Below are 19,066 nucleotides of genomic sequence, written 5' to 3' on the forward strand. Positions count from 1 at the left end.
CCAGGTTGAGCCGCCGCGTTCTCACTCGGGGGTGGCGAGGTCCCGCCGCGTCAGGGGCGGTGGGTCCACCGGCTCGACCACGATGACCGGGCAGGCGCTGTCGCGGACCAGGGTGCGCACCACCGGACCGAGGTGGCTGCCGAAGGGCAGGTGGGCGTGGCGTCGGCCGAGCACGAGCAGGTCGGACTCGGCGGACAGCTCGGTCAGGGCGAGCGCGATCGGCGCGTGCCGCACGACCAGCTCGACCGCGACCTGCGGGAACTCCACGCGCAGCTTGTCCAGGGCCGGCTCGATGGCGGCCTCGAGGCGGCGGCTCCAGTCCTCGCGCATCCGGTTGTCCACGACCACGTCGTCGTAGCCGTTGGCCAGCCACCAGGCATGCAGCACGCAGAGGCGAGCCCCCCGCTCGGCGGCGTTCTCGAAGGCGGCGCGCAGCACCGGGTCGGAGTTCACGGGGTCGTCGACACCGACGCTGACCAGGCCACGGGCCTCCTGCGTCGCGTCCCACCCCTCCGGGACGGAGACCACCGGCACCAGGGAGCGGGCTGCGACTCCCAGCGTGGTCGACCCCGACGCGAGCCGCCGCAGCCAGTGCAGCTGGCGGTGCTCGAGGCAGACCAGGCGGGCATCGGAGCTGAGCTCGAGGATGTCGCCGACGGTGCCGTTGCTGTGCTCGAGCAGCTCGGTGGTGACCGCGAGTCGGCCCCCGACCAGCTCGCGGGCCCGAGCCCCGTGCCGGGACAGCAGCCGGGTGCCGATCTCTCGGGCGGCCTCGAAGGCCATCACGAACGACTCCGGGCCGCTCGGGGGCATGTGCAGGACGTGCACCAGGTGCAGGGGGCTGCCGCTTCTCAGTGCCTCGCCGGCGGCGAAGCGCAGCAGCGGCTCGGCGTCCCCGTCACCGACGGCGACGACGATCCGGGTCGGTCGGTCGGACATGTGCGGACCTCCTCGGAGTGCGCATCGGCCCGGAACGCCCCACCGTCGGCCTGCCGGCGGCGGCGCGGCGCCCGGCTCGCCTGCCAGTCTGGCGTGCACCGCCGCTCACCGGCAGGGTCGAAGGCCCCGATCGGATCAGGATCGAGGTGGCACGCAGCCGGCACCGACCGCAGTCCCACGACCTGGGTCGCCCGTCGGCGTGGCAACGGAGGCGCACGAGCTCAGCGGCCCGAGGAGTGACGGTGGCGACCGTGCAGCGCGGGTCCGGCCGAGGGGCGTGGGGCCGCCCACAGCCAGTTTTGGAACGACGCCGGGTCGCGGATCTCGAACTCGTCGAGCACGAGAGCGCGCACCTGCGCCAGCTCCATGGCCCGGTCGGGGCTGCGTGAGAAGCCGAGGGAGTCGTTGGTGGTGAGCCACGCTTGGCGCAGTTCGTCGTCGCTGGCCGACCGGAGCGCCGCGCGGACGCTGTCGGCGTCCTTGCCGAAGTCGATGCGCCCGGCCGCGACAGGCGCCGCCCGGCGGTCCGCCGTCGCTGCCCGGGCGGGCACCCCGGTGGTGGAGCGATCGGCGATCGCGCCGGCCGGGTTCGCGGCGCGTCGGCCGCGTCCGGTCAGCCAGGGCAGCGAGGCCGGGTGGGCGAGGAACAGCATGCCCAGGAGCAGTGCCGCGATCGGACCGAGCAGGCCGAAGATCCCGACCAGGGCGGGCCCGGCGGTGGCGCCCAGCAGCGCGCCGTCCAGGGCCGGGCGGCGGATGCCCGGCAGGAACGGAGCCCACAAGAAGCCGTAGAGCGCGCCGAGACCGGCCAACGGGAGCACCAGCGCGAGACCGGACTGCCAGGTCAGCGTGGACAGGCCGGCGGCCACGCCCACGCCGAGCACGGCGCCGGCGACCACGAGCCAGCAGCGACGGTAGATCCTCATGCCACCAGGCAAGCGGAGGCGTCGGCCCCCGCGGCAGGGACCCAGGTCACCAGCGGCCGGGCCCTGCGTCCCCGCCCACCCACCTGCCCGGCAGGGTGCGCGTTTCCGGGCCCCTGGACCCGGTCCCCGGGGAGGAAAGGCCCTCGTCGCCGCGGTCCCTGGTCAGCAGACTCGAGGTGGAGCGGACCCGCCGACCCCACGGGCCGCCGCACCGACGAGAGGACCTGCCATGTCCGGTCATGTGCCCACCGTCGTCATCGGCACCGATGGCTCGCCCGACAGCGAACGGGCCCTGCACTACGGAGCGCTGGAGGCCGCGCGAGCCGGCTGCGGCATCACGCTCGTCCACGTCACCCCGGACTACGTGCCGATCGCGGCGATGTACCCGGTGGCGATGAGCGAGATGGAGCAACAGGGCCGTTACATCCTCGACCAGTCGGCCGAGACCCTGCGCCGCTGGGCGCCGGACGCCCCCGTGCAGTCCCTGCTGCGGGTCGGCCGTCGGGTCGGCGCGGTGAGCGAGGCGGGCAGGGGAGCCCGGATGATCGTGCTCGGGCACCGGCACGCGTCGATGATGACCCGGCTCAGCACCGGCACCACCACCACCGGGGTCGCGGCGCGGGCGACCGCCCCGGTGGTCTCGGTCCCCGCGACCTGGAACCCCGAGGTCGAGCACGGGCTGGTCATCGCCGGCTTCAAGGGTGCCGCTCACTCCGGCGAACTGCTGGCGCGTGCGTTCGCCGCGGCGTCGGCGCGCAAGGCGAAGCTGGTGGTCATGCACGCCTGGCGGCTGCCGACGGCGTACGACGACGTGGTCGAGGGGCGCGTGCACGCCGAGGAATGGGCGCGGGCCGCGCACGAGGAGATCGACCCGCTGCTCGAGGACTGGCACCGCAGCTACCCCGACGTCGAGGTGGAGGTCCGGGTGCTGCACGACCACCCGGCGCATGCGCTCCGCGAGGCCTCCAAGGAGGCCGACCTGATGGTGCTGGTGCGCAAGAGCCACGGCTTCCCGGCCGCGGTCCACCTGGGATCGGTGGCGCGGACCCTGCTGCGCGACTCGGTGTGCCCGGTGGCGATCGTGCCGCCACAGGCCGTCGCCGCCGAGACCCCCGGCCTGGTCCTCGAGGACGAAGGGACGATGCAGAAGTAGCCCGACCGGCGAGGCTCACTCCCGCGAGGACTCCGACACCCGGACCACCGCCGAACCGGCGACCTGACCTGCCGCGACGGCGGCCAGGGCCGTGTCGGTCTGCCCGAACGGGTGCACGGTGGTGCGGACGTCGAGGCGCAGCCGCGCCGCCAGGCGGAGCAGCTCCTCGCCGTCGGCCCGGGTGTTGCTGGTGACCGAGCGCAGGTCGCGCTCGTAGAAGAGGTGCCGCTCGTAGTCCAGTGCCGGCACCTGTGACATGTGGATGCCCGCGAGAGCGAGGGTGCCGCCGCGGTCCAGGGCCTCGAGGGCGACCGGGACCAGCTCGCCCGCGGGAGCGAAGACGACGGCGGCGTCGAGCTGCTGCGGTGGCGCAGCGTCCGCTGGCCCCACCCAGGCGGCTCCCAGCTCCTCGGCGAGGGCACGGGCCGCCGTGCCCCGGGTCATGACGTACAGCTCGGCGCCCTCGGCGAGGGCGATCTGCGCGGTCAGGTGGGCACTCGATCCGAATCCGTAGATGCCCAGGCGCCCGCCCGGAGGGAGGGCGGCCCGCCGCAGCGCCCGGTAGCCGATGATCCCCGCGCAGAGCAGCGGCGCCGCGCTCACGTCGTCGACACCGGCCGGCAGGGAGTAGGCGAACGCGGCGGGGACCACGGCGTACTCGGCGAACCCGCCGTCGGCGTCCCAGCCGGTGTAGCTCGAGGCCGGGCACAGGTTCTCGGCTCCGGAGCGGCACCAGCGGCACTGGCCGCAGGTCGAGCGGAGCCAGGCGATGCCCACCCGGTCCCCGATCTGGAACCGCTCGGCGCGCCGGCCGCGGGCGACGACCTCCCCGACGACCTGATGGCCCGGGACGATGCCGGCGTGCCGCGGGGCGAGGTCGCCCTCCGCCAGGTGCAGGTCGGTGCGGCACACGCCGCAGGTGCGCACCCGGACCAGCACCTCGCCGGGTCCCGGTGCGGGCACCCGTCGGACGACCTCGACCAGGGGCCGGTGGGAGATGGGCGCGGGCCGCTCGACGGCCCAGGCGCGCATGGTGGTTCCGGGCGTCAGCGGTGCGTCCATGTGGTCCTCCCGGGTCGCTGCCGCCCATTCTGCCCACCGATCGACGGTCCGGCCGCCTCGTCGAAGGTCCCGACTGGACCGGGGCGAAAGTCCCTGGCGGCGGCGCAGCGGGACGGCGACCCTGGCTGCGTCCACGCATTTGGACGGGCTCCTGATGAATCCCCGATCGTCAAGCAGCACAGGGGTTCGCGAACACGCTTCGCGACCAGGACCGCCGCGGCGGACGCACCGGGTGGCCGTGGCCGGCACCGCCACGGCCACCCGGAGCCGACGGACCGGGGTCTCCGCGCCCGAACCCCGGGACCTAGTTCTCTAGCGACGCGGCGGTGGCGGCGGGAGTGTGGACACGTTGTCCACGAGGGGGTCTCACATGTCCACCGTCCAGCCGGAGCTCGCCCCGACCGCCGCCGTATCGCTGGCGCGCATGTTCTGGGACCGGGTCGCCGCCACACCCGACCGCGAGGCCTACCGCTACCCATCGGGGACGGAGTGGGAGTCGGAGACCTGGAGAGAGACAGGCGAGACGGTGCGTGTCCTGGCCGCCGGCCTGCTGTCGCTCGGTGTCGGGCCCGAGGACAGGGTGGCGATCGCCAGCAGCACCCGCATCGAGTGGATCCATGCCGACCTCGCCGTGGTCTGTGCCGGGGCAGCCACCACGGCGGTCTATCCGACGACCGGGAGTGAGGACGTCGCGTACATCCTCGGCGACAGCGGCTCTCGGGTGGTGTTCGCCGAGGACGACGCCCAGGTCGCCAAGTTGCGCGCGCACCGCGACCGGCTGCCCGACGTGACCCGGGTGGTCACCTTCGACGGCGCGGCCGACGGTGACTGGGTGCTGGGGCTCGACGACCTCCGAGAGCGTGGTCGCGCCCACCTCGCCGAGCACCCGGACGCGGTGGACGAGTCGGTCGCGCGGATCGGGCCGGAGCACCTGGCCACGTTGATGTACACCTCCGGTACGACCGGGCAGCCGAAGGGCGTCGAGCTGCCGCACCGCTGCTGGACCTACATCGGCGTGGGCGCCGAGTCGCTGGACATCCTCTCCATCGACGACCTGCAGTACCTCTGGCTGCCCCTGTCCCACTCGTTCGGCAAGATGCTCCAGGCGGTCCAGCTCCAGATCGGGTTCACCACGGCCGTCGACGGCCGGATGGAGAAGATCGTCGAGAACCTCGCCGTGGTGCGCCCCACCTTCATGGCCGGACCTCCCCGGATCTTCGAGAAGGTGCACGGCAAGATCGTGCAGACCATCGAGGAGGAGGGCGGAGTGAAGAGCCGGCTCTTCGCCTGGGCCTTCACCGTGGGGGAGCAGGTCGCCACCGCCCGGTTGGAGGGGCGCGAGGTCTCGCGCCGGGACCTGGTGGAGCACGCGCTGGCCGACCGCCTGGTGCTCAGGAAGATCCGGGCGAGGCTGGGTGGCCGGATCCGCTTCATGCTCTCCGGCAGCGCGGCGCTCTCACCGGACGTGGCCCGCTGGTTCCACAGCGCCGGACTGCTGGTCCTCGAGGGCTACGGCCTGACCGAGACCAGCGCGGGTGTGTGCATCGTGCGACCCGGCGACCCGGTGTTCGGCCGGGTGGGCCCGCCGCTTCCGGGAACCGAGGTGCGGATCGCACCCGACGGCGAGATCCTCGTGCGCGGCCCCGGTGTGATGCGCGGCTACCACAACCTGCCCGAGGCGACCGCCGAGGTGCTGGACGCCGACGGCTGGTTCGCCACCGGCGACATCGGCGAGCTCGACGATCGCGAGCAGCTGCGGATCACCGACCGCAAGAAGGACCTGGTGAAGACCTCCGGCGGCAAGTACATCGCCCCGCAGGCCATCGAGACCCTGTTCAAGGCGCTGTGCCCGCTCGCCAGCCAGATGGTCGTCCACGCCGAGGGGCGGCACTACGCGACCGCGCTGGTGACCCTCGACCCGGACGCGCTGACCCAGTGGGGCGCCGCCCGACAGCTCGACGCCTCCGACTATCGCTCGCTCGCAGCCCACCCCGCGGTCCACGACTACGTCAGGTCCTCACTCGACCAGGTGAACGGGCGGCTGAACAGGTGGGAGACCGTGAAGGACTTCCGCATCCTCGACCACGATCTCTCGGTCGAGTCCGGCGAGCTCACCCCCAGCATGAAGGTGCGGCGCAACGTCGTGGAGAGCAAGCACCACTCGCTGTTGGAGTCGATGTACGCCGGGCCGGGGCCGCGGCGCTGACCGCGACGGCCCTTCGGCTCGAGGCCGGGACGCGTGCGCCGGGTCCCGCTGCGCCGGGGTTCCTCAGCGGCGGGTGCTGTGCGGCCGATAGGGGATCGGGCACGATGACCAGGCCGGCAACCGCGGGCCAGCGTGACCAGCGACCAGAACGGGTGGTGACCATGACCGACGCCGACGAGCTCCCGGACTGGCTTCCCGGCTTCTTCGACAGCGCCCTGGGCGGCGAGGGACGCGTCGGGGCGCGGAGGTCCAACCACGCCGGCCAAGCGGTGCTGGTGGTCGAGGCCTCGCCGCGCGGCGTGGTCGTGCTCGACCTCGAGAGGTCCGGCGACGCGGACAACCCTCAGGTCTTCGTGCTGCCCTGGCGGCTGATCGACGGTGTCCGGCTGCACGGCCACCGGGTGGCGCTGCTCACCGAGGTGCTGCGTGGCGGTCCGGTGACTCTCGACTTCACCAGCGAGGACCAGTCACGCAGCTTCGCCGCCACGCTCTCCGCGCACCTGCTCGACGCCCGCTGATCGGGCGGGGGAGCGCCCCGATCAGACGCACGAGAGCCGAGCGCACCGACACGGCGGCGACGATTCAGCGCCGGACGACGTATCCCGTGATCCGCGGCGCGCGGTCGGGGTGGCGTTCCTCGAAGACCGCGACCTTGCCGGAGAAGCCGACCAGCGTGCCCGCGTCGACGCGGCCGAGGGTCTGGGTCACGTCGCCGGTCCGGACGTCGACCAGGCGCAGTGTCGCGCGGTCGGCGGCGTAGTCGATCCGCGCCAGCCCGAGGGCGGAGCCGGCGAACGCGGAGTACGCCAGGGCGGCGGTGTCGTCCTCGACCCGCACGTCGACATCTCCGAAGGACCACAGCGGCTGCCTGGTCTCGACGTCGTGGGCGTCGACCACCGGGACTTCCAGTCGGCCCCCGCCGGGGACCTCCACGATCCGCGGGTTCGGCCACCAGCTCACCCCGTCGATGACGTTCGGCGGGTCGATGTCGGCGGCCAGGCATTGGGCGTCCTGCTCGACGACGCGGCCGGTGGCGACGGTGAAGCAGATCGGGTGGCCGTCGTCGGTCGTGCGGCCCATCCAGATCCGCGTCGCGGACATGTCGACGACCTCGGTGCCGATCGAGGCCGGCTTCGTCCACACGAACGCCGGCTTCGCCGGGTCGATGACCGCAACCTTGCCGTCGGCCACGGCCACGAAGAACCGGGTGCCGGGGATGGCCTGGACCGGGCCGAGGCCGAGCGACGGCAGGGGGGTGACGTCGCCGGTGCGGCTGTCGCCGATCGTGTAGGGGAGCGGCACGTTCGGGGTGGGGTTGGTCGTCCCCGGCGAGTTGTCGAACGACCCGGACGCGAGCCAGTGCCGTTTGGCCACCGCGAGGGGGTCGGTGTAGGAGTTCGGCGGGAGCACCAGGTCGTGCTCCCAGGCCTGGTCCAGCGGCCGCGCAGCCGCCGGGTCCGGCGACGGTGCGGTCTCGTCAGCGCCGCACCCGGTGAGAGCGACGAGAGCCAGCAGGAAGGCACCGAGAAGCAGACGCATCCGCCCAGACTAGGTTGGTCGCCGTGGGTCGGAGGCAGAATGCGCTCGTCGGCGCGGAGCACCAGGTCGGCGCGCACCGGCGTCACGACCGCGCCGCGGGCGAGATACCGGCCCTGCACCGGAGGCTGCCGCGATGACCCGCCCGCTGCTGCTGGCCGTCGACGCGCCGTCGCTGCTCCATCGCAACCACCATGCCCGCGCCGAGTCCGGACTGCGCGACCGCGGCGGCCGACCGGCGTGGGCGCTGCACGGGATGCTGCGCCAGATCCTGCAGGCGATCGACCGGTTCGCCCCGGACGCTGTGCTCTTCGGGCTCGACGACCGGACGTCGTCGGTGCGCGAGGACCGCTATCCGGCCTACAAGGCAGGCCGGGCCGAGAAGGACCACGCGCTCGTCGACCAGCTCGAGCGCGCCGGCGCGCTGCTCGACGCGCTCGGCATGCTCACGGTGACGCCGAGAGGGCTGGAGGCCGACGACGTCAACGCGACGGCGGCCACGTGGGCCGTCGAGCACGACTGGCGCTGCGTGCTCGTCACCTCCGACCGCGACGCCTTCGCCCATATCAGCGAGCACACCCAGGTGCTGCGGCTCATCAACGGTGGCATCGACGGCTCACCGCTGCTGAACCCGGCCCGGCTGCGGACGATGTACGGCATCCGGGCCGAGCACTACCTGGAGTACGCCGTGCTCCGCGGTGACGCCAGCGACAACCTGCCGGGCGTGCCCGGCTTCGGCGAGAAGACAGCGGCGGTCCTGCTGGAGCAGATGGGGTCGATGGACGCGGTGTGGGCCGACATCGAGCACTGCGACGGCGCGACGCTGGTCGCCACGCTCGACTCCTGGTGCGAGGAGGCCGGTCGCCCGCGCATGGGGGCGAGCGTGCTGAAGAAGCTGCTCGCGCCGGGGGTCCGGGAGCGGTTCGACTTCAACCTGGCGATGATGTCGGGCCGCACCGACCTCGACCTCGGGCTGACCCCGGACGTGCCGGGCAGCCCGGGCCTGCTGCCGCTCGATCCCGACCGGATCTCCCAGGTCGTGGGCTACCTCGGCGTCCCGGCGACCACGGACCTGGCGCTGCGCGTGCTCACCCAGGAGCCGCAACGGGAGTAACGGCCGCGACGCACGAGACCCCCGGCCCTGTGGGCCGGGGGTCTCGGTGCGTTTCCGCTGGTCAAGCGGGTGTTTCCCGGTGTCCGAGGGGGGACTTGAACCCCCACGCCCTAATACGGGCACTAGCACCTCAAGCTAGCGCGTCTGCCAATTCCGCCACCCGGACGAGTGCGTCGGAACTGTAGCAAAGCGCGGGCCGAATCCTCACATCGGGAGCCCTCACCCCGAGTGTCATGCTGGCCCCATGAGGGAGCCAGCCGAGAAGCCAGCCGTGACGCCAGCCGAGCCCGTCAGCAGCCTCCCCGCCGATCGCGGTGCCCACGACCCGGCGGCCGAGGTCGTCGAGCTGTGCCGCGACCTGATCCGCATCGACACCTCCAACTACGGGGACGACGAGGGCCCCGGAGAGCGCAAGGCCGCCGAGCACGTCGCCGCGCTGCTCGAGGAGGTCGGCATCGAGTGCCGGCTGCACGAGTCCGGTCCGGGCCGGACCAACGTGGTCGCGCACTGGGGCGGCACCCCCGGCGCCACCCACGAGCGGGGCTCGCTGCTGCTGCACGGCCACCTCGACGTCGTCCCGGCCGCTGCCGAGGACTGGCAGGTGCACCCGTTCTCCGGGGAGGTCCGCGACGGCTACGTCTGGGGGCGCGGTGCGGTGGACATGAAGGACTTCGACGCGATGCTGCTCTCGGTGGTGCGCGCCCGGGCCCGGGCCGGCCGCGCCCCGGAGCGCCCTGTCGTCCTCTGCTTCACCGCCGACGAGGAGGCCGGCGGCCACCACGGCGCCGAGGTCCTGATGGATCGTCATCGCGACGAGTTCGAGGGCGTCACCGAGGCCGTGGGTGAGGTCGGCGGGTTCAGCGCCACGGTGCGCGGTCGGCGCGTCTATCTGATCGAGGCGGCCGAGAAGGGCATGGCCTGGATGCGGCTCACTGCCCGGGGCCGGGCCGGCCACGGGTCGATGCTCAACGACGACAACGCCGTCAGCGCGCTCGCGGCCGCCGTCGCCCGCATCGGCGCGCACGACTGGCCGGTGCGCCTCACCCCCACGATGCGCACGCTGCTCGCGGCGGTGGGGGAGATCGCCGGCGTCGAAGCCACCCCTGAGAACGCCGAGGCGCTGATCTCGGAGTTCGGGGGAGCCGCCCGCATGCTCGGCGCGGTGCTGCGCAACACCACCAACCCCACGATGCTCGGCGCCGGCTACAAGGTGAACGTCATCCCGACCGAGGCGACCGCCCACGTGGACGGGCGATTCCTGCCGGGCTTCGAGGACGAGTTCTTCGCGACGCTGGCCGAGCTGTGCGGCGAGGACGTCTCGATCGACTACGTCTCCAAGCAGGCACCATGGGAGACGCCGTACGACGGCGCGCTGGTCGACGCCATGACCCGGTCGCTGCTGGCCGAGGACCCCGACGCGGTGGTGGCGCCCTACCTGATGAGCGGCGGCACCGACGCGAAGCACTTCAACCGTCTCGGTCTGCGCGCCTACGGCTTCGCGCCGCTGCGGCTGCCCGACGACCTCGACTTCACCGCGCTCTTCCACGGCGTCGACGAGCGGGTCCCGGTCGACGCCCTCGAGTTCGGGGCGCGGGTGCTGGACCGGTTCCTCGACCAGGTGTAGGCGGATCGGCCGCGCCGTGCGGGTTTCGTGCAACGCGGGTCCGAATCTGCCATCCTGCTGCCGGAGCTCGACCTGTGGGGCCAGACTGGCCCACATCTGCCGTCCCGACCGGGACGGCATCGGTGCGGCAACCGCACCTTCCTTCGCCACCTGCCAGGAGCGCTCGTGTCCTACCCCACCCCGCCCCCCAATCAGCAGCCTGGAGTCCCGCAGCCGGGCCAGATGTCGGACAAGTCCAAGATCGTCGCCGGTCTGCTCGGCATCTTCCTCGGTGGCTTCGGTGTCCACCAGTTCTATCTCGGCAACACCAAGAAGGGCGTGATCCAGCTGGTGGTCACGCTCGTGACCTGCGGCATCGGCGCCATCTGGGGCTTCATCGAGGGCATCCTCTACCTCATCGGCTCCGACGGCTGGACCACCGACGCCGACGGCAGGACGCTCCAGGGCTGACCTGTCCTCCCTGCACGACGGCGCGCCGGCCCCCTCGGGGCCGGCGCGCCGCTGCATTCCGGACCGGATGGCCCGTGGGTCAGCAGGCCCGCAGCTGCCGGATGATCTTGCGCCGCAGCACCACCCGGCGTACGCCGTCGGGGCCGATACGCACCTGGTGCAGCTCCCAGCCGCCGTGCTCGGCGCGCTCCACGAGCAGCTTGGTGACGACGTTGCGGGAGAACTCCCGCGAGAAGGTCACCTTGTGGTACTCCCACTCCACCCCCGGGCTCGGCGGGCGCCGGTGGGCTCGGCTCATCCTCAGCCTCCCGAGACGTCGTCGAGGGCCGAGGCGATCTCGGGCGGCAGCGTCATCTCCTCGACCGCGAGGGCGGCGCGCAGCTGTCCCGCGGTGCGGGCGCCCACGATCGGGGCGGTCACGCCCGGGCGGTCGCGGACCCAGGCCAGGGCGACCTCGGTCGGCGTGCAGCCCAGCCCGTCCGCGGCCCGGATCACGGCCTCCACCACGCCACGGCTGTCGTCGTCGAGGTAGCTCTCGACCCGCCCCGCGAACGCCGGGTCGGCGGCGCGGGAGTCGGCCGGCGTGCCCGTGCGGTACTTGCCGGTCAGCACCCCGCCCGCCAGCGGCGACCACGGCAGCACCCCCAGCCCGAGAGCCTGGGCCGCGGGCAGCACCTCGTCCTCGGGGTCGCGGTGCAGGAGGGAGTACTGCACCTGCGTCGAGGCGAGCACCGCGCGCCCCGGGACGGCGCGCTGCCAGGTCGCGGCCTGGGCCGTCTGCCAGCCGCAGTAGTTGGAGATGCCGACGTACGACGCTCGGCCCGACGACACCGCGACGTCCAGCGCGGAGAGGGTCTCCTCCAGCGGGGCGCCGTCGCTCCACACGTGCACCTGCCACAGATCGACGTGGTCGGTGCCGAGCCGCCGCAGCGACGCGTCGAGCGTCGGCAGCAGGTGGCCGCGCGAGGTGTCGAGGCGTCGGGTGTCGCCACGCCGCACGATGCCGGCCTTCGTGGCCAGCACCACCTCGTCACGGGCGACCACGTCGCCGACCAGGGATCCGAGGACCTCCTCGGAGGCCCCGTCGCCGTAGCCGGCGGCGGTGTCGACCAGCGTGCCCCCCGCCTCCGCGAACGCGATCAGCTGGTCGCGGGCCTCGTGCTGGTCGGTGGCCCGGCCCCACGTCATCGTGCCGAGCCCCAGCCGGGAGACCTGAAGGCCGGTGCGGCCGAGGGACCTGTGCTGCATGGCGACAAGGTATCCGCCCGCGCCGCCGCGTCGCTCGACGGCACTCCGTAGGATCGCCACCCGTGTGGGATCTCCTCCAAGCCGTCGTGCTCGGCACCATCCAGGGGCTGACCGAGTTCCTCCCCATCTCCAGCAGCGCGCACCTGCGCATCTACCCGGAGCTGTTCGGCTGGGGAGACCCGGGCGCGGCGTTCACCGCGGTGATCCAGATCGGCACGGAGCTGGCGGTGCTGCTCTACTTCCGCAAGGACATCTGGCGGATCGCCACCGCCTGGCTGCGCTCGCTGTTCCGGCCCGAGTACCGCGGTCACCTCGACGCCCGGATGGGCTGGTTCATCATCTTCGGCTCGCTGCCGATCGTGGTGCTCGGCATCGCCCTCAAGGACGTCATCGAGGAGGACTTCCGCAGCCTGTGGATCATCGGCACGACACTGATCGTGCTCGGGCTCGTGCTGGGCCTGGCCGACCGGCTGGGGTCGAGCACCAAGACGATCAAGCAGATCGGGCCGCGCGACGCGATCCTGATGGGCTTCGCCCAGGCGATGGCGCTGGTGCCCGGCGTCTCCCGGTCCGGCGCCACGCTCTCCATGGGCCGGTTCCTCGGCTACGAGCGCGAGGCCGCCACCCGCTACGCGTTCCTGCTCGCGATCCCCGCGGTGGTGGGGGCAGGCCTGTTCGAGCTCAAGGAGATCCCGCACGGCGACAACACCTACGGGTGGGGACCCACGATCGTCGCCACCCTGGTCTCGTTCCTGGTCGGCTACGCGGCGATCGCGTGGCTGCTGCGCTACGTCTCGACGCGCTCCTACGCACCGTTCGTGGTCTACCGGGTGCTGCTCGGCTCGGCCACCCTGCTGCTGGTCGGCACCGGCGTGCTGACGGCCTGACCTCTCACCGAGCGGCTACAGCCACCCGGAACGCTTGAAGAACACCCACACGGTGCTCGAAGCCAGCGCCATCAGCAGCAGCGCGAACGGGTAGCCGAAGAGCCAATGCAGCTCCGGCATGTGGGTGAAGTTCATGCCGTAGACGGCGGCGATGAGCGTCGGCGCGGCCACCAGCCCGACCCCGGCGGAGATCTTGCGCATGTCGTCGTTCTGGCGGATGGAGATCTGGGCCAGGTGGGCGTCGAACGCCGTCGACAGCAACCCGTCGAGGGTGTCCACCACCTCGGACGCCCGGTGCAGGTGGTCGGCGACGTCGCGGAAGAACGGCCCCGCCTCGCCGTCGATGCCGCGCAGCTCACCGCCGGCGAGGCGGCTCATCGGCTCCCGGAGGGGCAGCACCGCCCGGCGCACCTCGGCGATCTCGCGCTTGAGGCGGTAGATGCGCGCCGCGTCGTCGGTGCGGTCCTCGGAGAAGACCGAGGCCTCCACCTCGTCGACGTCGACCTCGAGCGCGTCGATCACCTCGGCGTACTGGTCGACGACGACGTCGCTGACCGTGTAGAGCACCGCCGACGGGCCGTGGGTGAGCACCGCCGGATCCGCCTCGAGTCGCCGGCGCGCGCTGCCGAGCTCCGATCCCTGCCCGTGCCGGACCGTCACCACGAAGTCGTGGCCGACGAACAGGCCGATCTCGCCGGTCTCGACGGCGTCCTCCTCGTCGACGTACCAGAGGGTCTTGAGGATCACGAACAGGCTCTGCCCGTAGTGCTCCTGCTTGGGCCGCTGGTGCGCCTTGACCGCGTCCTCGACCGCCAGCGGGTGCAGGTCGAAGGCCTCGGCGACGTCGGTGAGCTCGGCATGGGTCGGCTCGTGCAGGCCGACCCAGACGAAGTCGCCGGGCTGGTCGGCCAGGGAGCGCAGGGTCCGGTAGTCGCGGGCGCCGCAGTCGGTGGCCACCCGGGCACCGCCCCGGTAGAGCGCACCGTCCACGATCACGCTCGCAGGCTAGTGCCTCTGCGCTGCCGGCGGCGCCGACGCGCTGGCGGATGCCACTAGGCTCCGAGCATGGCAACGGTGATCCTGGTGCGCCACGGCCGGACGACCGCGAACGCGTCGGGCACCCTGGCGGGTCGTCTGCCCGGCGTCCGGCTCGACGCCACGGGCCAGGCGCAGGCCGACCGGACGGCGGAGCGGATCGCGGCGGTGCCGCTGTCGGCGATCGTGAGCAGCCCGCTCGAACGGTGCCGGCAGACCGCCAAGGCGATCATGCGGGCCCAGGCCGGGCCCCTGGCCATCGCCAGCGAGCGGGGCATCACCGAGTGCGACTACGGCGAGTGGCAGGGCCGCGCCCTGAAGGACCTGGCCCGCGAGAAGCTGTGGGCCACCGTGCAGTCCCAGCCCTCGGCGGCCGCCTTCCCCGGCGGCGAGTCGCTGGCCGCCATGCAGGCCCGCGCGGTCGCCGCCGTACGCCGCCACGACGCCGCCGTGGAGACCGCGCACGGTGCCGGCGCGGTCTGGGTGGCCGTCAGCCACGGCGACATCATCAAGGCGGTGCTGGCCGACGCCCTCGGCATGCACCTCGACCTCTTCCAGCGGCTCCACGTCGACCCCGCCTCGGCCTCCATCGTTCGCTACACCGGCGCCCGGCCCTACGTGCTCGCGACCAACAGCCATGCCGGCGACCTCGCCTGGCTCGCGCCCAAGCCGAGCCGGGGGCGGCGGGCACCGCGCCGCAACGTCGACGCGGTCGTCGGAGGGGGTGCCGGTCCCGAGCCGACAGCCTGAGCGATCACCCGCCCGCCGGCGGTGAGCGGGTCCACCGATCCCCAGCCGATCCCCAGCCGGTCCGCAGCCGGGCTCGGATCGGGCGCCTTCGGCCGCGGCCCTAAGGTGGGGTCCATGGCACCCCTGGTCCACGGATTCGACCCGCCCGAGCGCTTCGTCGCGGGCACCGTCGGCCCGCCCGGCTCCCGCACCTTCTTCCTGCAGGCGCGCTCCGGCACCCGGCTCGTCACGGTCGCCCTCGAGAAGCAGCAGGTGGCCGCCCTCGCCGAGCGCGTCGACGAGCTGCTCGACGAGGTCATGGCCAGCGGCGAGCCCGACGCGCTGATCCCGGCGGTCGCCCCCCTCGGCCTCGACGACGACGCACCGCTCGAGCAGCCCATCGAGGAGGAGTTCCGGGCCGGCACCATGACGCTGTCGTGGGACCCCACCGACGAACGCATCGTCATCGAGGTGTTCCCCTACACCGAGGCCGCGGTCGTCTCCCCGGAACAGATCGACGAGGACTTCGAGGAGCCCGAGCCCGACGAGGTGCTGCTGGTCCGGCTCGACGCCGGGCACGCCCGCTCCTTCGCCAAGCGCGCCGAGCGCGTGCTCGAGGCCGGCCGTCCGAGCTGCCCGTTCTGCGGCAACCCGATCGACCCCGACGGCCACCTGTGCGTGCGCGCCAACGGGTTCCGCCGACGCGATCCGTGAGCCGTCGGTGAGCGACACCGCCACAGGCGACGGCGAGCTCCTCGAGGGCGAGCTGGTGCTGCACGGGCGGATCATGCCGGCCTCCAACGCGACCTTCCTCGGCCAGATCGGCGACCTCCGGGTCGTCTACAAGCCGGTGGCGGGGGAGCGCCCCCTATGGGACTTCCCCGACGGCAACCTGGCGCGCCGCGAGGTCGCCGCCTACCTGCTCTCGCAGCTGTTCGGCTGGGACGTGGTCCCCGAGACGTGGCTGCGCGACGGCCCGCACGGCGTCGGCATGGTGCAACGGTGGCAGGAGCCCGACGAGACCCAGGCCGCGGTGACGCTGGTGCCGGGCGGTGAGCTGCCGGCCGGCTATCGGCACGTCTTCGACGGGGTCGACAACCACGACCAGCCCGTGTCGCTGGTGCACGAGGACACCCCCGCGCTGCGCCGGATGGCCGTCTTCGACGTGGTGGTGAACAACGCCGACCGCAAGGGTGGGCACGTCCTGGAGATGCCCGGGGGTCACCGCTACGGCGTCGACCACGGGCTCACCTTCCACGCCGAGCACAAGCTGCGCACCGTGTTGTGGGGGTGGTCGGGAGAGCCGTTGACCGACGACGAGCTCGCCGCGCTCCAGCGCGTGAGCGCCGCGGTGACCGGAGCGGCGTACGACGGGCTCGCCGAGCACCTGACCGACGTCGAGCTGGAGGCGCTGGTCGGCCGGCTCGAGCGGCTGCTGACGCGGGGGGCCCTGCCGCACCCGCGCGGCGACTACCCGGCCATTCCCTGGCCGCCCTTCTGACCGGCGTCCTGGAGGCCACCACTAGGCTGCGGACATGCGTGCCTGGCCGTCCCCGGAGATCCCTTCCCTCCCCGTGACCGGACCCCAGGTGGTGCTCCACGACACCGCCAGCGGCAGCCGGGTGACCACCGATCCCGGTGGCACCGCCCGTCTCTACGTCTGCGGGATCACCCCCTACGACGCCACCCACATGGGGCACGCCGCGACCTACGTCGCGTTCGACCTGCTCAACCGGGCCTGGCGCAGTGCCGGGCACGACGTGACCTACGTGCAGAACGTCACCGACGTCGACGACCCGCTGCTGGAGCGGGCCGCGAAGGTGAAGGTCGACTGGACGGCGCTGGCCGAGCGGGAGACCGAGCTGTTCCGCCAGGACATGACCGCGCTGCGGGTGCTGCCGCCGGACCACTACGTGGGGGCGGTCGAGTCGATCCCGCTGGCGGTGGAGCTGATCGAGCAGCTCCAGGCCCAGGGCGCGGTCTACCAGGTCGAGACCGACCTCTACTTCTCGGTCACCGCCGACCCCGACTTCGGGGCTGCGTCCAACCTCGACCGTGACGCGATGCTGCGGATCTTCCCCGACCGCGGCGGCGACCCCGACCGGCCCGGCAAGCGAGACCCGCTCGACTGCGTGGTCTGGCGGGGCGAGCGGCCGGGCGAGCCGTCCTGGCCGAGCCCCTTCGGCCCCGGCCGGCCCGGCTGGCACGTGGAGTGCGCGGCGATCGCGCGACACCACCTCGGTGGCGCGTTCGACGTCCAGGGCGGGGGCAGCGACCTGGTCTTCCCGCACCACGAGATGTGCGCGGGCCATGCCCAGGTCGTCGAGCCCGGCACCCCGTTCGCCCGGGTCTACTCCCACGGCGGCATGGTCGGCTACGACGGCGAGAAGATGTCGAAGTCGCGGGGCAACCTGGTCTTCGTCTCGGCGCTGCGCAACAGCGACGTCGACCCGATGGCGATCCGGCTGACGCTGCTGCGCCACCACTACCGCGACGACTGGGAGTGGACCGACACCGAGCTGTGGCGCTCGGTCGACGACCTGGCGACCTGGCGCAAGGCGCTCTCGCTCGGGGCGGGGGCTCCCGCGGCGCCCGTGGTCGAGGAGGTGCTGGCCGCCCTCGCCGACGACCTGGACGCCCCGCGAGCGGTCGCGGCGGTGGACCGGTGGGCCGCGGCGACGCTCGGCTCCGGCGGGCTGGCCGACACCAGCGACCCGCAGGCCGCGGCCGCGCTGCTCCCGGCGCTCGACGCGGCGCTGGGCCTGACCGTCTGACCCTGCCCGGGCGGGTGGCCAGGCCCATCTCCCAATCGTTCAAGAGCGGGCGCGGGCGCTCGTGCCACGGTGGACCCATGAACGACACGCCAAGCAACGCGGTCCGTCCGAAGCTCGCGGTCGACGGGGCCGGCCGGGCGATCGCCTTCTACACCGCCACCCTGGGCGCCACCGAGGTGGTGCGCTACGCCGCCGGCGACCGGATCGTCTTCGCCGAGGTCGACGTGCTCGGCACCCGGCTCACCCTCAAGGACGCCGACGAGCACGACCCGGCACCCGGCCCGGGCCGCCCGGGGCCGATCCTCGACGTGGTGACCGACGCGCCGGACGCGCTGGCGGCCGCGATGGTGGCGGCCGGCGCGGAGACGGTCTTCGCGGTGCAGGACCAGCCGTACGGCGCCCGCGGCGGCCGGGTGCGCGACCCCTTCGGCGTCCAGTGGCTCCTGCAGACCCCGGTCACGCTCGGCCCCGAGGAGCTCGGGATGACCGGGGACTGAACCAGCCCTACAGGGGCCCGCCCTCGCCCCGGCGTCGCAGGTAGCGCTCGAACTCGCGGGCGATCGCCTCGCCGGACGCCTCGGGCAGGTCGGCGGTGTCGCGGGTCTCCTCGAGGCTGCGCACATAGTCGGCGACGTCCTCGTCCTCCTCGGCGAGCTCGTCGACGCCCCGCTCCCACGCCTTGGCGTCCTCGGGGAGGTCGCCGAGCGGGATCGACACCTCGAGGAGGTCCTCGAGCTGGCCGAGCAGCGCCAGCGTGGCCTTGGGGCACGGCGGCTGGGCGACGTAGTGGGGGACCGCGGCCCAGTAGGACACCGCGGGGATGTCGAGCTTGCCGCAGGCGTCCTGGAAGACGCCGACGATGCCGGTGGGGCCCTCGTAGGAGGACGTCTCGAGCTTGAGCCGATCGACGAGATCGGGCTCGGTGGCGGTGCCGGAGACCGGGATGGGGCGGGTGTGCGGGGTGTCGGCCAGCAGCGCGCCGAGCGTCACGACCAGCTGCCCGCCCAGGTCGTCGATGGTGGCCAGCAGCTCGGCGCAGAACTGGCGCCAGCGCAGGTTCGGCTCGATGCCGCGCACCAGGATGACGTCGCGGTCCAGCCCCGGGGGCGAGGCCACGGCGATCTGGGTGCTGGGCCAGGTGATGCTGCGGTGGCCGCGGGCGTCGGTGCCGACGATCGGCCGGTTCACCTGGAAGTCGTAGAAGTCCTCGGGGTCCAGGGCCGCCACGACGCGGCCGCCCCAGACCGTCATCAGGTGGTCGATCACCGAGGACGCCCCGTCGGCGGCGTCGTTCCAGCCCTCGAAGGCCGCGATGACCACGGGATCCACCAGGTCCGGGACGTCGTCGATCTCGATCACCTCCCCAGCGTAGTCACCGCGCCC

The 19,066-nt window shown here is 73.1% G+C and carries 20 protein-coding genes and 1 tRNA gene; 12 read left to right on the forward strand and 9 right to left on the reverse strand.

Going from position 1 to position 19,066, the window contains the following annotated elements:
* Positions 1-21: 21 nt before the first annotated feature.
* Entirely contained in the window at positions 22-939 is a 918-nt protein-coding gene (locus D6B71_RS02040) for a universal stress protein (protein WP_121251473.1), read from the reverse strand.
* A gap of 221 nt (positions 940-1,160) precedes the next feature.
* Positions 1,161-1,865: a hypothetical protein gene (locus tag D6B71_RS02045; protein ID WP_126688176.1), complete on the reverse strand. Its 705-nt coding sequence runs from the start codon at positions 1,863-1,865 to the stop codon at positions 1,161-1,163.
* 229 nt (positions 1,866-2,094) lie between these two features.
* Here D6B71_RS02045 and D6B71_RS02050 point away from each other — a divergent pair, with 229 nt between their 5' ends.
* On the forward strand, positions 2,095-3,018 hold the full coding sequence (locus D6B71_RS02050) for a universal stress protein (RefSeq protein WP_164519497.1): 924 nt from the start codon (positions 2,095-2,097) through the stop codon (positions 3,016-3,018).
* Between the two features lie 15 nt (positions 3,019-3,033).
* On the opposite strand, the gene D6B71_RS02055 is transcribed toward D6B71_RS02050, so the two are convergent.
* A complete protein-coding gene (locus D6B71_RS02055; RefSeq protein WP_240640947.1) occupies positions 3,034-4,080 on the reverse strand; it encodes a zinc-dependent alcohol dehydrogenase family protein in 1,047 nt (348 codons plus the stop codon).
* A gap of 370 nt (positions 4,081-4,450) precedes the next feature.
* Here D6B71_RS02055 and D6B71_RS02060 point away from each other — a divergent pair, with 370 nt between their 5' ends.
* Together D6B71_RS02060 and D6B71_RS02065 are read left to right on the forward strand one after the other, a co-directional pair.
* Positions 4,451-6,286 carry an AMP-dependent synthetase/ligase gene (locus D6B71_RS02060; protein WP_121251478.1) on the forward strand — a complete coding sequence of 612 codons (1,836 nt, stop codon included), beginning with the start codon at positions 4,451-4,453 and terminating at the stop codon, positions 6,284-6,286.
* A 104-nt stretch (positions 6,287-6,390) separates the two neighbouring features.
* Positions 6,391-6,804 carry a hypothetical protein gene (locus D6B71_RS02065; RefSeq protein ID WP_126688177.1) on the forward strand — a complete coding sequence of 138 codons (414 nt, stop codon included), beginning with the start codon at positions 6,391-6,393 and terminating at the stop codon, positions 6,802-6,804.
* Between the two features lie 64 nt (positions 6,805-6,868).
* Here D6B71_RS02065 and D6B71_RS02070 read toward each other — a convergent pair whose 3' ends face one another.
* Positions 6,869-7,825, reverse strand: coding sequence for a hypothetical protein (locus D6B71_RS02070; protein ID WP_121251482.1), 957 nt, complete (start codon positions 7,823-7,825; stop codon positions 6,869-6,871).
* A 133-nt stretch (positions 7,826-7,958) separates the two neighbouring features.
* On the opposite strand from D6B71_RS02070, the gene D6B71_RS02075 reads away from it, so the two are divergent.
* A complete protein-coding gene (locus tag D6B71_RS02075) occupies positions 7,959-8,936 on the forward strand; it encodes a 5'-3' exonuclease (RefSeq protein ID WP_121251484.1) in 978 nt (325 codons plus the stop codon).
* 80 nt (positions 8,937-9,016) lie between these two features.
* Here the strand turns inward: D6B71_RS02075 and D6B71_RS02080 are convergent.
* Positions 9,017-9,102, reverse strand: a tRNA-Leu gene (locus D6B71_RS02080).
* A 105-nt stretch (positions 9,103-9,207) separates the two neighbouring features.
* On the opposite strand from D6B71_RS02080, the gene D6B71_RS02085 reads away from it, so the two are divergent.
* Positions 9,208-10,560 carry a M20/M25/M40 family metallo-hydrolase gene (locus D6B71_RS02085; protein ID WP_240640948.1) on the forward strand — a complete coding sequence of 451 codons (1,353 nt, stop codon included), beginning with the start codon at positions 9,208-9,210 and terminating at the stop codon, positions 10,558-10,560.
* Positions 10,561-10,725: 165 nt separating this feature from the next.
* Complete coding sequence (locus D6B71_RS02090) at positions 10,726-11,010, forward strand: TM2 domain-containing protein (RefSeq protein ID WP_206051503.1); 285 nt, start codon at positions 10,726-10,728, stop codon at positions 11,008-11,010.
* A 79-nt stretch (positions 11,011-11,089) separates the two neighbouring features.
* Here D6B71_RS02090 and D6B71_RS02095 read toward each other — a convergent pair whose 3' ends face one another.
* Positions 11,090-11,308, reverse strand: a complete 219-nt coding sequence (locus tag D6B71_RS02095) for a DUF5703 family protein (protein WP_240640958.1) — start codon at positions 11,306-11,308, stop codon at positions 11,090-11,092.
* A gap of 2 nt (positions 11,309-11,310) precedes the next feature.
* Positions 11,311-12,258: an aldo/keto reductase gene (locus tag D6B71_RS02100; RefSeq protein WP_121251490.1), complete on the reverse strand. Its 948-nt coding sequence runs from the start codon at positions 12,256-12,258 to the stop codon at positions 11,311-11,313.
* A gap of 62 nt (positions 12,259-12,320) precedes the next feature.
* Here D6B71_RS02100 and D6B71_RS02105 point away from each other — a divergent pair, with 62 nt between their 5' ends.
* A complete protein-coding gene (locus D6B71_RS02105) occupies positions 12,321-13,145 on the forward strand; it encodes an undecaprenyl-diphosphate phosphatase (protein ID WP_121251492.1) in 825 nt (274 codons plus the stop codon).
* Between the two features lie 15 nt (positions 13,146-13,160).
* Here the strand turns inward: D6B71_RS02105 and corA are convergent, their stop codons facing one another.
* Complete coding sequence (gene corA / locus D6B71_RS02110) at positions 13,161-14,141, reverse strand: magnesium/cobalt transporter CorA (protein WP_121251494.1); 981 nt, start codon at positions 14,139-14,141, stop codon at positions 13,161-13,163.
* Positions 14,142-14,210: 69 nt separating this feature from the next.
* Between corA and D6B71_RS02115 the strand changes: the two genes are divergently transcribed.
* The 5 genes from D6B71_RS02115 (at position 14,211) to D6B71_RS02135 (ending at position 18,180) form a co-directional block, all read left to right on the forward strand.
* Complete coding sequence (locus tag D6B71_RS02115) at positions 14,211-14,930, forward strand: MSMEG_4193 family putative phosphomutase (RefSeq protein WP_121251496.1); 720 nt, start codon at positions 14,211-14,213, stop codon at positions 14,928-14,930.
* A gap of 114 nt (positions 14,931-15,044) precedes the next feature.
* Positions 15,045-15,623, forward strand: a complete 579-nt coding sequence (locus D6B71_RS02120) for a DUF3090 domain-containing protein (RefSeq protein WP_121251498.1) — start codon at positions 15,045-15,047, stop codon at positions 15,621-15,623.
* A 7-nt stretch (positions 15,624-15,630) separates the two neighbouring features.
* Complete coding sequence (locus D6B71_RS02125; protein WP_121251500.1) at positions 15,631-16,410, forward strand: SCO1664 family protein; 780 nt, start codon at positions 15,631-15,633, stop codon at positions 16,408-16,410.
* Between the two features lie 34 nt (positions 16,411-16,444).
* Positions 16,445-17,683: a cysteine--1-D-myo-inosityl 2-amino-2-deoxy-alpha-D-glucopyranoside ligase gene (gene mshC, locus D6B71_RS02130; protein ID WP_121251502.1), complete on the forward strand. Its 1,239-nt coding sequence runs from the start codon at positions 16,445-16,447 to the stop codon at positions 17,681-17,683.
* 77 nt (positions 17,684-17,760) lie between these two features.
* Positions 17,761-18,180: a VOC family protein gene (locus tag D6B71_RS02135; RefSeq protein ID WP_121251504.1), complete on the forward strand. Its 420-nt coding sequence runs from the start codon at positions 17,761-17,763 to the stop codon at positions 18,178-18,180.
* A gap of 7 nt (positions 18,181-18,187) precedes the next feature.
* Here D6B71_RS02135 and D6B71_RS02140 read toward each other — a convergent pair whose 3' ends face one another.
* Positions 18,188-19,042 carry a PAC2 family protein gene (locus tag D6B71_RS02140; protein ID WP_121251885.1) on the reverse strand — a complete coding sequence of 285 codons (855 nt, stop codon included), beginning with the start codon at positions 19,040-19,042 and terminating at the stop codon, positions 18,188-18,190.
* Positions 19,043-19,066: the final 24 nt, after the last annotated feature.

It is taken from the genome of Nocardioides ferulae (genome assembly GCF_003660455.1).
Taxonomy (GTDB): Bacteria; Actinomycetota; Actinomycetes; order Propionibacteriales; family Nocardioidaceae; genus Nocardioides; species Nocardioides ferulae.

Coding starts and splice junctions, on each gene's coding strand:
- D6B71_RS02115 (WP_121251496.1), top strand. CDS start 14,211: ATGGCAACGGTGATCCTGGTGCGCCACGGCCGGACGACCGCGAACGCG.
- D6B71_RS02100 (WP_121251490.1), bottom strand. CDS start 12,258: ATGCAGCACAGGTCCCTCGGCCGCACCGGCCTTCAGGTCTCCCGGCTG.
- D6B71_RS02065 (WP_126688177.1), top strand. CDS start 6,391: ATGACCAGGCCGGCAACCGCGGGCCAGCGTGACCAGCGACCAGAACGG.
- D6B71_RS02045 (WP_126688176.1), bottom strand. CDS start 1,865: ATGAGGATCTACCGTCGCTGCTGGCTCGTGGTCGCCGGCGCCGTGCTC.
- D6B71_RS02055 (WP_240640947.1), bottom strand. CDS start 4,080: ATGGACGCACCGCTGACGCCCGGAACCACCATGCGCGCCTGGGCCGTC.
- D6B71_RS02060 (WP_121251478.1), top strand. CDS start 4,451: ATGTCCACCGTCCAGCCGGAGCTCGCCCCGACCGCCGCCGTATCGCTG.
- D6B71_RS02095 (WP_240640958.1), bottom strand. CDS start 11,308: ATGAGCCGAGCCCACCGGCGCCCGCCGAGCCCGGGGGTGGAGTGGGAG.
- D6B71_RS02050 (WP_164519497.1), top strand. CDS start 2,095: ATGTCCGGTCATGTGCCCACCGTCGTCATCGGCACCGATGGCTCGCCC.
- D6B71_RS02120 (WP_121251498.1), top strand. CDS start 15,045: ATGGCACCCCTGGTCCACGGATTCGACCCGCCCGAGCGCTTCGTCGCG.
- D6B71_RS02040 (WP_121251473.1), bottom strand. CDS start 939: ATGTCCGACCGACCGACCCGGATCGTCGTCGCCGTCGGTGACGGGGAC.
- D6B71_RS02070 (WP_121251482.1), bottom strand. CDS start 7,825: ATGCGTCTGCTTCTCGGTGCCTTCCTGCTGGCTCTCGTCGCTCTCACC.
- D6B71_RS02075 (WP_121251484.1), top strand. CDS start 7,959: ATGACCCGCCCGCTGCTGCTGGCCGTCGACGCGCCGTCGCTGCTCCAT.
- mshC (WP_121251502.1), top strand. CDS start 16,445: ATGCGTGCCTGGCCGTCCCCGGAGATCCCTTCCCTCCCCGTGACCGGA.
- D6B71_RS02135 (WP_121251504.1), top strand. CDS start 17,761: ATGAACGACACGCCAAGCAACGCGGTCCGTCCGAAGCTCGCGGTCGAC.